The organism is Planktosalinus lacus, assembly GCF_014640155.1.
In the GTDB taxonomy this organism is placed as follows: Bacteria; Bacteroidota; Bacteroidia; order Flavobacteriales; family Flavobacteriaceae; genus Planktosalinus; species Planktosalinus lacus.
Window position 1 is genome coordinate 82,921 of record NZ_BMGK01000007.1, and the last position, 13,445, is coordinate 96,365.

The window sequence follows — 13,445 nt, forward strand, 5'->3', positions numbered from 1 at the left end:
AGTTAACTTTTAAGGGGTTCACGCAAAGCCCGCAAAGATTTGCGCAAAGCCCGCAAAGGGTTTATTAAAGCTTTTCTGATTACTGCCATTGACCACTAATTTTCTATTCTATTTTATCTTCTCTCTTTTCTTCAATTTCAACAACAACTTCCTCCTCAACTTCAGGATACTGCTTTCTCATAATCAGGTAATACACCAGTGGCACTACCAACAGCGTTAAGAAAGTAGAGCCTATGGTTCCGCCCATCAATGAGATGGCCAGTCCCTGGAAAATGGGGTCAAACAGGATCACAAAGGCCCCGATTACTACGGTCCCTGCGGTCAACAAAATTGGTGTGGTACGCACGGCTCCGGCTTCTACGATGGCTTGTTTTAGCGGAATTCCGTCTTCCAGTCGCAGGTTGACAAAGTCAATGAGCAGGACGGAGTTCCGCACCATAATTCCTGCCAGGGCAATCATCCCGATAAAGGAAGTAGCGGTAAAGAAGGCACCCAACAGCCAGTGACCAATCACAATCCCAATCATCGACAGGGGTATGGCCACCATCATCACCACCGGTGCTTTAAAGTTTTGGAACCAGCCCACGATGAGCATATAGATAATCACAATCACCCCCAGAAAAGCAATCCCTAAATCGCGGAAGACTTCCAGCGTAATCTGCCATTCGCCGTCCCACTTGACGGTATAGTCGTCTTCATGTTCCGGCTGACTGGCATAGAGCTCGTTCATCGTATACCCTTCCGGTAACGGGATTTCTTTCAACTTTTCTTCCATACCCAAAATGGCATACACGGGGCTTTCCAATGTGCCCGCCATATCGGCCAGGACATAGACCACGCGTTTTTGGTTTTTGCGGTAAATGCTTTTGGGCACGGTACTTTCGTTAATCCTTACCAAGTCACCCACAGAGACCATATTCCCCTGTTGAGAAGCGATTTCTATTTGTGCAATGGCTTCCGGACTGGCTTTATCCTGTTCATCCAGTGCCAGCAGGATGCCCACGCGCTCGGTGGCATTTTCATCATACAAGTGCGTCACGGCACGATCGCCCAACGCCATGTTCAGCGTATGTACAATTTGTTGTGGGGCAATCCCGTAACGCATCGCTTTTTCGCGATCGATATCATAGACAAACTCCGTTTGCTCGGCTTCTACCATCCAGTCGATATCCACCACATCGGTGGTGTTGTGCAGGATACTTTGCACTGAGTCGGCTACACGAATTTGCTCTTCATAATCAGGTCCGTAAATCTCGGCCACAATGGTACTTAGCACCGGAGGTCCGGGCGGTACTTCTACCAGCTTAACGTTGGCGTTGTATTTTGATGCGATTTTTTGAATGTCAGGACGCAGCAACTTGGCAATGTCGTGGCTTTGCAGTTTGCGGTCGCCTTTGTCTTTGATGTTTACCTGAATATCTGCCGTATTGGAAGCACCTCTTAAATCGTAATGACGCACCAGACCGTTAAAGGTAATCGGCGCCGAAGTACCCACATAGGTTTGGTAGTTCACCACTTCCGGACGACCGGAGAGGTACTGGGCAATTTCTTGTGTGACCACATTGGTGCGCTCCAGCGTAGTACCTTCAGGCATATCAATGACCACCTGAAACTCGTTTTTGTTGTCAAACGGCAGCATTTTTACCAGTACGGTTTCCGTAAAGAACATGGCTACAGAACCTAATAGCAGTAAGGTGGTAATCCCCAGTGCCATCCAGCGTTTAAACGGATTGTCCAGTAAGGGACGTTCAAACTTGCTGTAGATTTTATAGATGCGGGTATCTTCAATTTCGATGGGTTTTTCCACTTCGCCGGCGGCATTCTTTTTGTCTTTTTCGCGTAAGAAGATATACCCCAGATAAGGCGTAATGGTCAAGGCGACAATCAACGAGAGTATCATGGCAATGGACGCACCAATGGGCATCGGACTCATATAGGGCCCCATGAGTCCGCTAACGAATGCCATCGGTAATACGGAAGCAATGACGGTAAAGGTGGCTAAGATTGTTGGGTTCCCCACTTCGTTGATGGCATAGAGGGCGGCCTGTTTAAACGGCAGGCGTTTCATCTTAAAGTGGCGGTGCATATTCTCGGCAATGATGATGGAGTCGTCCACTACAATACCGGTTACAAACACCAATGCAAACAGCGTAATGCGGTTGAGGGTATAGTCGAGTAAATAGTAACTCAACAAGGTCAATGCAAAGGTGACGGGTACCGAAAGGAATACCACCAGTCCACCGCGCCAGCCCATAGCGAGCATCACGACGATGGTTACGGCTATAATAGCCCCGAGTAAGTGAAGCAGGAGTTCGCCCACTTTTTGAGAAGCCGTTTCACCATAATTTCGGGTGACTTCCACATGTACATCATCGGGGATGATGGTGGTGCGCAGGTGTTCTACTTTGTCGAGAATAATATCTGAAAGCTTCATCGCATCAGCCCCTTTGCGTTTGGCAACTGAAATGGTCACCGCAGGATATTCTGATGGGTATTTTGAAGCCACTTCATCAAAAGCGGCACCATACCCAAAAGTCACATATTCATTTGGTAATTCGGGACCATCCAGTACTTGTGCAATTTGTTTCAGATAAACCGGCTGGTTTTGAGAAGTCCCAATAATCAGGTTCTCCACATCGTCCACGGTTTGTAAAAAACTACCGGTATTGACTTTGAATTCGGTATCGTTTCGGTTAAACGCCCCGGAGGTCATCTGGGTGTTGTTGGCTTTTATTTTTTCGGCTACGCCCAGTATGTCCACACCGGCGGAAGCCATTTTATTTTTGTCGAGCACCACTCGAATTTCACGGCTGCGTCCGCCAATTCTATGAGTGGTAGCCACGTCGGTCACTTTTCGTATTTCGTGGTTCACCTCATTGGCAATTTGCCGCAGCTGGTGGTCGTCATAGGTTTCGCTCCAAAGCGTAAGACCCAGCATAGGCACATCGTCAATGGAACGTGTTTTGACCAGTGGTGGAGTAACCCCTTCCGGCATCTCGTCCATATGCTTCATCAACTCGTTGTAGAGTTTTACATAGGAACGCTCGATGTCTTCGCCCACATAAAACTGCACGATGATCATCCCCTGTTCCTGCATGGAGGTGGAATAGACATATTCTACCCCTTTGATGTTGGACACCATTTTTTCGATGGGTTTGATGACCCGTGACTCCACTTCCAGCGGACTCGCCCCCGGATATCCGATAAAGATATCGGCCATGGGCACGTCGATTTGTGGTTCTTCTTCCCGTGGGATTAAAAAAGAGCTGTACACCCCAATGACCATAAACACGATCATCAAGAGGATAGTGAGCTTGGAGTCTATAAATAATTTGGCAATTTTGCCGGCTAAACCTTCTTTCATTTTTCTATAAATTGTTTTCGCTTTAAGCGAAATGCTTATTGTTTAAATCAACATTTTTTATTTCACCGCCTTGCGCTTCATAGCTTCAGGCGACGAAGCAGCAAAGTCCGCAAAGAAACTCGCTAAGAGCGCTAAGTTTTAGTTCTAAGTCAATCTTATACTTCGTACTTCTACCTTCTAATTTTGTACTTCCACTTTCGCTCCGTTATACAACTTCCCCTCTGCATCCACGATAATGGCTTCTTCTGCATTGAGTCCGGAGAGGACTTCCACTTCGTTGCCAAAGCTTCTTCCCAGGCGCAACCAGCGCAATATCGCTGTGTTTTGCTGACTGACGGTATAGACGCCGCGCAAGTCGCCTTGCGTAATAATGGCTTCCTTTGGCACGGTTACCAGTTGTGGAGTGTCATCGGTTTGTGCTACCGGAAACTGCACCGTGGCATACATTCCTGATTTCAGGGCGTCATTTTTATCGAGTGCTATCTTTACCGGATATTGTCCGCCGGTCATCGACGAGGAGCTGCTCACTTCTGTTACTTTTCCGGTGATGCTTTTATCGATGGATTTGAAATGTACTTCTACAGTTTCCCCGGTTTTAATCTGGCCGATGGCCATTTCAGGGACGGTGGCACGCACTTCAAAGTTACCCGGGGCTTCGAGAGCTAGTAATGGCATACCTGGGTTGGCCATATCGCCGTTTTCCACAAAACGGTTGGTCACCACTCCGCTAAAGGGTGCTGTGATATTGGAATATGCAAACTGGGCATCCACTTCTGCTTTCATCGCTTTGGCAGATTCCAGACGGGCCTTGGCCATTTCATAGTTTGCGGTCATATCGTCGAGCTCTTTTTGGGAGGCACTGTTTTGTGCAAACAAGGCGGTGAAACGTTCAAAGTCCCTTTTAGCATTGTTGAACGCTACCTGTGCTTCGTTAATTCCGGCATTGACTTGTGCGCGTTTGGCTTGCAGGTCGCTGTTGTTGATAGAAATCAACAGTTGCCCCTGGTTGACTTTGTCGCCCACGTTGACGTGTACCTTGTTGACGTAGCCCATCATACGGGTACTGAGGGTGGCGTTGTTGACGGCCACTACCTCTCCGCTCACGGTCAGGTTGCTGCCTGAGCTGGCTGCCGGGGCTTTAGCGGTGACCTGTATCGTCGTTTGGCTATTTGTTGCAGTATCTTTTTCTGAATTGCCACAGCTGTTTAAAAGTAGTGCGGTAATGGCTAAGGTGCTAAGTATCGTTGTTTTCATTTTCTATTGTTTATCCTCACCCCCTAGCCCCCTCTCCTAAGGAGAGGGGGAAGCGGTCATTAATTATTTATTCTTCTTTGGTTAAAAATTCTAAATACGCTTTAGCGAAATTGTATTCAAATACGGTTTGTAAGTATTCCAGTTGTTTTTGGGCATACTGGGTTTCGCTTTGTAATAATTCGGTGGTTTTTTCAAGTCCTTGTTCAAAACGGTTGGTGCGAATGCGCAAAGCTTCTTCTGATTGTTCTACGGCCAGTTCGCTGCGTTTTAACTGATCGAGTAAATCATTGAGCTGACGTTGTGCCTTGTTGATTTCCAGTTGGCTTTGTGCCTTGTACTGATCGAGTTCGATACGGGATTGCTCAAGTTCGGCTTTGCTTTTTTGGGCTTTGCCAAAGCGCTTGCCACCTTGAAATAAGTCCCAGCTGAGTTGTGCGCCTACGATATAACCGTTGGCGTTGCCCTGAAATGCTTCGCTGTCATACAGTTCATAGCTTCCAAAGGCATTTAATCGTGGCAGAAAGGCCATTTGATCGGCTTTGTTCATTTTTGCGTACCCTTCAGTAGCTAAAGTCATCGCTTGTATGTCTGAGCGGTTTTCATTTAAAGAGGTGCTTTCTAAGGAAACTAATTCCTCAGATTCCAATGCATCTGTAGGATTCCAAACGGAATAGGTTTCTTCACCCATCAAAAACGACAGGTAGTCGGAAGCGTTTTGCACATTGCTTTTGGCTTGCTGCAATTGGTTTTGCACTTCGCTCACGCGCACTTCTACGGCCAAGACGTCTGAGCGTTGCAGGTAGCCCTGGTCAAAACTGTTGTCGGCCAGTTTCTTGTTTTCCTCAGCTGCCTCAAGTGCTTGTTCCAAAACGTCAACGGCTTTGTGTGCCAGTTGCAGTTGCATATAGGCTTTTTCTACTTCCAAAAGGATGTAATCCTGTGTGCGTTGTCCCTGCAATTGCGTGGCCTGCATCTTGCTTTTGGCCGCCTGACGTTGAAAGATACCGTCTACATTAATGAGGGGTTGTTGTACTTCAATTCTGGTCGCGAAGTTATCAGTACGCTCGGGGTTGTTTAACAGCGCGGGGTTGAAATCGTTTTGCGTTAAGATTTCCTGATTGAGTTTAGACCCAAAAGCCATCAACGGATTGGTGGTGGTCATCCCGGTGTGTGAGGCGGTGATATTAGGAAGGAATACCGCGTTGGTTTGCCGGTAGTCGGCTCGCGCCTGCAGGAATTCCTGTTCGCTGATTTTAAGATTGCGGTTGTTCTCCAGCACGCTGTTTACGGCTTGTTCCTTAGAGAGCGGCTTTTGCTCCTGAGCAACAAGCAGTGTTGTGCTTGCTAAGGCGAGTACTACTAGTATGGTTTTTTTCATCGTTGTTCTCAATTTGACAGTGCAAAAGTACGCCGCTAAGTAAGGTGGGTCAGTAACCTTTGTTACCGAGGGGGTTCTAGTTGTAAAGTTGAGGCAACTATTTTTGAAAGTATCAAATGATAGTATAAGTTTAACCAGTAAGCTTGTCAATAATACACTACTAATAAATTTTTTCACTAAGATTTCTGATAGGCCTCTGACCGTGTACTGCCGTGTCCTCCGGCGACAATAAGCATGACCTTGAGGCTTAACCATAGAAATTTGAAAAATTGCCAAATAGGATTTTTCATCCAGAAGCGTTTTGTTTTTGAGATTCTTTGTGTCATTATCTTTCGTTTTTTTATTCCGGCAGGAGCCACCAGAAGGGTTTCATTTTAGCTTTGTACATAAACACATAGTGAAGTGTTAACTTAAGCCAGTGTCCAGCCAGGCCGATTTCCCCAAAGGTTTTCCCCAACTTACGTCCGTGGGTGTCGGGGTATTTTTTATAATCAGGCACGATGGGATAAGTGGTAATACTAATCCCGCTTCCTGAAAACGTACCGTATCCTGCCGATGCGATACAAGCCGCCCCCATATTGGCCATAGAACCTTTGTGGTCTTGCGAGTCTTTTCCTTTTTTGATGGTGTCAATAATATTATCAGCCACCAGTTTTGCGGTTATTCCTGAGGGCATACCGGTTCGTGGCGGTGAGGGGAAAATCTCTGTGCCGTTCTTGCTTTTGCGTGGTTTTGAAATGCTGTGCGGCGGTGCAAAAGCAATACCGGGAGCAAAGATGTTTTTGTAAGTGGGGTTTTGATAGGTTTCGGGCCAGTCTTGTGCGGTCCATTCTTTATAAGGTTTGGAAGTGTAATTGGCATCTACGATCATAAAACCTTTAAAGAGTTTGTCGGTGATATCGTTGTTATTTTTGTCAAATGCTTTAAACCCGTGTCCCGAAAACACGGGAATGAGCATGGCAAAATCAAAGGTTTCGGTTTTGTGTTCGCCTTCCAGGTTTTCGTAATGTGCCTTGCCGTCTTCAATTTTGTTGACACCGGCGCCCAATATCCAGTTAATGCCCCGGTCTTCAAAGACCATTTCGACCATTTCTTTGGACTTCATAATGTTACTGCCATAGGAAAGGAGCATACCGTCCATTCCAAAGTCACCCAAATGGTATTCGTTGGAAATCCAGGTAATATCAGCCCTGTCACGCACCTTATGACGGCGGAGTTCTTGTTCCACATTTAAAATATATTCAAAAGCAGCCCCCTGACAGGTGGCTTTTGCGTGCCCTGTACCGATGAGAATTTTGGCATTTTTGCCTTGCTTCATTTCCTGAATCAATTGGTCCAGTGCTTTCCAGGTGGGTTCAGCATGGGTATAAGTACAAACAGAATGTGTTTTGTTTTTTCCCGGCAGAAGGCCTTCTGTGGCTTCAAAGTTGAGTTTGGGTCCGGTGGCATTGATCAGGTAGTCATAAGTCACTTTTTCTTTTTTTCCTTTGGATTCAGCACTCATATGTTCTACAAGCACATAAGGCAGTTGTTGCCCTTCATCACCTTCCGGATAAAAGGCTACAGCTTTTGCCTGTAGAAAGTCGATACCTTTTCGTTTGTATAAAGGCGTTAGCGGAAAAAGGATTTCTTTAGATTTCATTCTTCCAATTCCCACCCAGATATTGGATGGAATCCATTGGTAATTGCTGTTGGGGGACACGACCACCACCTGATGGTCTTTGGAAAGTTTTCTGCGGAGATGGGAGGCGGCCACATGACCCGAAATGCCGGCTCCAAGAACGAGTATCTTTGCCATACTATTGCATTTTAGCTTGATTTGAAGGGACAAGCGCGCTGCTTATACCATTAACCAAAGCTAAATGATTATCAGCAGATTAAATGTGACAAAAGTTACATAAAGCATTAAATTTAAACATAAATGAAAGTAAATATCATTTCTTTTTTACTCCCCAATAAGGTTGTAAGCTCCTTTTACTAAAAATTGTGCTGATGCCGGGAAGGTGGCGGCATTTTTTATTTCTACAAAACCATTGTGTTCTTTTCCGGGTTGTACCATTACTTTTTTAAACTGAAATCCTTCAGTATCTTCTTTAAGTAAGACAAAAAAACTACCTTCTACTTCCACAACGGCATCTTTGGGCAAAGCACGTGCTGTCGTGCTGCCGGTTTCAATTTGTGCTTCCACAAACATCCCTACAGCAAAGCGACCGGCTATACTATCAGGAATGTGCCCATGTACTTGTGTGGTGCGGGTTTGGTTGTTGACTGTGGTCCCTATCAAATGTACGGTTCCCATAAACGGGTCGGCGGTGGTTTCGGGGGTTTTAAAAACAATCGTTTTTCCTTTTTTCAGCTGCGGAATATCCCGTTCAAACACCTGCATTTCCAAATGCATATGGTCATTGTTAACAATTTCCATCACAGGCTCAATTTCTGAAACATAAGTGCCGGAGTTTACGCTTATGGAGGAGACAAAACCAGAAATGGGTGACCGTAACTGAACCTGTGAGCTGAGAGTACCGGATTGAATACGCTCAGGATTTAGGTTCAGTAATTGTAAGCGTTTTTTTAAAGATTCCATTCGCGCGACTGCAGTTTTGTATTCGCTTTCTGCCTTGAGGAAGCTTTTTTGTGAAGTGATGTTTTCTTCCAGCAGGATGGTTTGGCGTTCGTATTCCGAACGAAGGTATTCCAGCTGTTCCCGTGTTTCCAGATACTCTTGCTGCAAGCTGACAAATTCAGGATTTTCCAATGTCACCAGCACCTGATCTTTTTCGACTTTGTCACCTACCAGTAGGGAAATATTCTTTACAAATCCACCCATCATTGCGTGGATTTCAACCTTATTTTGCGGTGGTACATCAATAACGCCCTGCGTGCGAATGTAGGTTGGGAAATGGTGTGCAGACAAGGTGTCTATTTTAAAAGCATTGGTTTGAAATTGGTCTTCCGTAAGTGTGATCAGGTTGTTGGCTTCTTCAGTTTCGGTAGTATTGTTCTCTGTGTCTTTACAGGAAGTCAAAAGTATGGTCAGGACTAAAAAATAAGATATATAGTGATTCATAATTTCTGAGTATTAATTATTTGTATCAAAAAGATAGTGTTGTTTTAAAGATTCTTGGTTGTATAAAAAGAGGGTTTCCAGATAATTCAACTGAATTTCCATGGCGTTCTCGAGACTTTGGATGTATTGAAAAAAGTCTATTTCGCCATTCTGATAACTTTTCCCTGCAGTGTTTTCAATGGCTTTGGCAAGGTCAAGTCCTTCATTTTCAAAATACGAAAGCATTTCGGTATGTTTCTTAACTTCCTCTTCAAATTGTTGTTGCCGGTTTTTGAGTTCAAAACTATTTTGGCGACGCTCTTCATAGGCAATAGATTCCTGTATTTTTCCGGCTTGAATGCGCGCTTTGTCTGCACCAAACCAAAGCGGAATATGCACTCCCACCTGATAGCCTATTAGTTGCCTGTTGAGTCCGGCATTGGTGCCCTGAAAATATTCAAGGCTTAAATCGGGCAGCAGTTGTTGCCTTTCCACCTTGGTGGCTGCTTTGACGACTTCCATATTTTGGGCGTGCCATTGTTGCAAAGGATGTGTATTTCCTGAAGTTTCCAAAAACACTTTTTTCTCCAGCGGAACGATTTCCGGAACGATCGCCGTTTCCGACTGAACAAGCTGTTCTAAAGCCGTTTTGGCAATCTCAATGTCATACAACGATTGTTGTAGCAGGGTAGCGATATTTTTCTGTTTGGCCTGAGCCGTGATTTTTTCGAGGTAATTGCTTTCCCCCAGTTCAAAACGTCTGTTGGCTGCGTTGGCAAAATTGGAAAACAAACTGTCTAAGTAGTGATAGACTGCTGCTTTTTCATTGGCGTATAAATACTGATTATAGGCCTGTTCCAGCTCAAAAAACAACTGATGTTTGTGCACTTCATAACGGCTTTGTTGCAATTGCTCCATCGCCTGAAACTGCTTTTTCCGGGAAGTGTAGACCGTTGGAAAAGCTAAGTTTTGTCTTATTCCAAAAACCTGTAGCGGTTCTTCATTGACGGCAAGATTGCTTTCATCAAAGCTGTAAAACACTTCTGTTTTATCAAGGTCCCAGGAAGTGGCTTTTTGTTTTCCGGCTTTTTCAACTTCATAAACGGCTGATTTTAGCATCGCATTGTTCTCCAGAGCCAGACTTTTTAGTTGTTCCAGGCTTTGTGGTTGTTGCTGTGAAAAAGCAGGCAATGCAATTAAAAGGAGTAAAATGGAAATTGTTTTGGGTTGTATCATCGAATTCTTTTTTTCAGATTTGTCAGTATTTCCAAAGAGGGAGTACAACACCGGCAATACAATTAAGGTAAGCAGCGTTGCTGAAATCAAGCCACCAATGACAACAGTGGCGAGTGGACGTTGTACTTCGGCACCGGCACCGGTGGATATGGCCATAGGAAGGAATCCCAGTGCTGCTGCAGAGGCCGTTAAAAGCACTGCCCGAAGCCTGTCTGCAGCGCCTCTCGCCATAAGAGCATCGTTGTGAGCGTGTCCTTCTTTTTTAAGGTCTTTATAATGTTCAATCAACACAATACCATTTAACACTGCGATACCAAAAAGGGCAATAAACCCGACGCCGGCAGAAATACTAAAAGGCATATCGCGCAACCAAAGCACAAAAACACCTCCAACAGCAGCAAGTGGTATGGCTGTAAAAACCAGCAATGCTTCCCTGACGGAATGAAAAGCAAAATACAGCAGTATAAAAATAAGGAGCAATGCCACAGGTACGGCTATAAATAAACGGTCTTTAGCACTTTGCAGGTTTTCAAATTGCCCGCCGTACTGAATGCTGTATCCGGGAGGCAAGTTTATGTTTTCATTAATCAATACCTGCACATCATCAACTACCGATTGCAAGTCGCGGTTGCGTACGTTTACACCCACAACCACTCGTCTCCGAGTGTCATCTCTTGAGATTTTGGCAGCGCCTTTTTCATAAGTGATGGCCGCCAGTTCACTTAAAGGAATTTTTTGTCCAAGAGGGGTGTCCACCATCAGGTTTTCCAGATTTTGAATGTCTTTACGAACAGATTGGTCGAGGCGCAACACCAAATCAAACCGTTTTTCGCCTTCAAATACAACACCCATCGTACTACCGGCGAACCCCATACTTATGATTTGGTTGAGGTCGGCTATGTTGAGTCCGTAACGTGCAATTTTAGAGCGGTCATATTTGACCAGCATTTGTGGCAAGCCCACTGTTTTTTCAACCACTACATCGGCAGCGCCTTCCACATTGCGAATGAGGGTTTCAATCTCACGGGCTTTTTGGTCAAGCAGGGTGAGGTCTTCACCAAAAACTTTGATGGCAATGTCAGCACGCACTCCGGTAATGAGTTCGTTGAAGCGCATTTCAATGGGTTGGGTGAACTCTACTTCCATTCCGGGAATGACGCTGAGAGCTTCTTTAAAGACATCCGCCAGTTCGTCTTTGCTCGATGCTGAGGTCCATTCCTTTTTCGGTTTTAGGGTAATGATGACATCGGTTTCTTCCATAGACATCGGGTCGGTAGGTACTTCAGCAGCACCAATGCGTGTGACTATTTGATCAACTTCCGGGAAGTTTTCAATTAAAATAGATTCAATTTGTGTGGTGGTTTCAATGGTTTTGCTTAGTGAAGTTCCTGTTTTTAATACCGGCTGAATCACAAAATCTCCTTCGTCTAAGGTAGGGATAAACTCGCCGCCCATAGTGGAAAAGGTATAAATGGCTAATGCCAAAAGAATCCCAGCGGCTCCTAAAATGAGCTTTTTGGATTGCATCGCAAAATTGATGGATGGTTTGTAAAGTTTGTGTAAGAAATTAATGAGTTTTACTGAAAAGTTCTTATCTGCATTTTTTATAGGTTTGATAAATAGTGAAGCCATTACAGGCACATAAGTAAAACACATGATCATAGCACCAATCAATGCAAAACTAAAGGTAAGCGCCATGGGTCTGAACATTTTTCCTTCCACCCCGCTTAGGGTTAGTATGGGGATAAACACGATGAGTATAATCAATTGTCCAAACACGGCAGAGTTCATCATCTTGGAGGCGCCGTTGAAGGTAATAGTGTCTTTGAGTTGGCGGCGTTCATAAACAGGAACTGATTCCAGTTGTTTCTGATTTTTGGTAATTTGAAAGGCGATAAACTCGACTATAATCACGGCGCCGTCAATTATAATCCCAAAATCAATTGCTCCCAGACTCATCAGGTTGGCATCAATACCAAACAAATACATAAATGACAGAGCGACTAAAAGACAAAGGGGAATCACGGAAGCAACAACCAGGCCCGAGCGTAAATTGCCCAGTAATAAAACCACGACAAAAATAACAATCAGGCATCCCAGCACCAGATTTTCTGTGATGGTAAATGTTGTTTTGCTGACCAAGACACTTCGGTCTAGAAAGCCGTTGATATAGACCCCTTCAGGCAGGGTAGTACTGATTTCCTCAACACGTTTTTTGACGGCATCGATTACTTTTTTGGAATTGGCATCTTTGAGCATCATCACCTGTCCAAGCACTTTTTCGCCTTCACCGTTTCCGGTGATGGCACCAAACCTGTTGGCGTATCCGTAACCCACCTTAGCAATGTCTTTTACATAGACCGGAAAGTTATCTCTGTGAGAAACCACAATGTTTTCAATATCTTCTACAGTTTCTACAAGGCCTTCCCCGCGAATAAAATAGGCCTGATTTTCTTTTTCAATATAAGCACCCCCGGCCACACTGTTATTTTTTTGAAGGGCATCCATCACCTCGCTGATGCTGATGTTCATGGCCGATAATTTTTCAGTGGTGATGGCTACTTCATACTGTTTGAGTTTGCCACCCCAGCTATTGACTTCAACTACTCCCGGGATGCCGGCAAGCTGCCGTTTTACAATCCAATCCTGAATAGTGCGTAAGTCGGCTTCATCATAACGGTCTTCATATCCGGGCTTTACATCAAGGACGTATTGGTAAATTTCACCCAGACCGGTGGTGATGGGACCCATTTCGGGGGTTCCAAAACCTTCGGGAATGCTTGCTTTGGCGGCTTCAATCTTTTCGGCGATTAACTGTCGCGGTAAATAGGCACCCATTTTGTCTTCAAAGACAATAGTCACTACAGAAAGACCAAACTTTGAAACAGAACGAATTTCTATGACGCCGGGCAGATTGGCCATTTCAAGCTCAACAGGATAGGTGATAAATTGCTCAATATCTTGTGTTGAAAGGTTTTGAGAAGTGGTGATGACTTGTACTTGATTGTTGGTAATATCGGGTACAGCACCAATGGAGATTTGAGTTAAAGAATAAATTCCAAACCCGGCAACAAAAGTTGTGAAAAGTAAAACGAGTAGTTTATTCTGTAAACTGAATTGAATGATTTTGGATAACATAACACATAATTAGGAATTCTAAAATAGAT

6 protein-coding genes are annotated in these 13,445 nt (G+C 44.7%); all 6 read right to left on the bottom strand.

All coding sequences use genetic code 11. The features are described 5' to 3' along the window. Positions 1–103 precede the first annotated feature (103 nt). Complete coding sequence (locus tag IEV69_RS09470) at positions 104–3,364, bottom strand: efflux RND transporter permease subunit (RefSeq protein ID WP_188441824.1); 3,261 nt, start codon at positions 3,362–3,364, stop codon at positions 104–106. Between the two features lie 177 nt (positions 3,365–3,541). Further along, a complete protein-coding gene (locus IEV69_RS09475) occupies positions 3,542–4,618 on the bottom strand; it encodes an efflux RND transporter periplasmic adaptor subunit (protein ID WP_188441825.1) in 1,077 nt (358 codons plus the stop codon). A gap of 67 nt (positions 4,619–4,685) precedes the next feature. Further along, positions 4,686–5,996, bottom strand: coding sequence for a TolC family protein (locus tag IEV69_RS09480; protein WP_188441827.1), 1,311 nt, complete (start codon positions 5,994–5,996; stop codon positions 4,686–4,688). A 340-nt stretch (positions 5,997–6,336) separates the two neighbouring features. Further along, positions 6,337–7,794, bottom strand: a complete 1,458-nt coding sequence (locus tag IEV69_RS09485; protein WP_188441829.1) for an NAD(P)/FAD-dependent oxidoreductase — start codon at positions 7,792–7,794, stop codon at positions 6,337–6,339. A gap of 147 nt (positions 7,795–7,941) precedes the next feature. After that, complete coding sequence (locus IEV69_RS09490) at positions 7,942–9,063, bottom strand: efflux RND transporter periplasmic adaptor subunit (protein ID WP_188441831.1); 1,122 nt, start codon at positions 9,061–9,063, stop codon at positions 7,942–7,944. A 12-nt stretch (positions 9,064–9,075) separates the two neighbouring features. Then, entirely contained in the window at positions 9,076–13,416 is a 4,341-nt protein-coding gene (locus IEV69_RS09495; RefSeq protein WP_188441833.1) for a CusA/CzcA family heavy metal efflux RND transporter, read from the bottom strand. Positions 13,417–13,445: the final 29 nt, after the last annotated feature.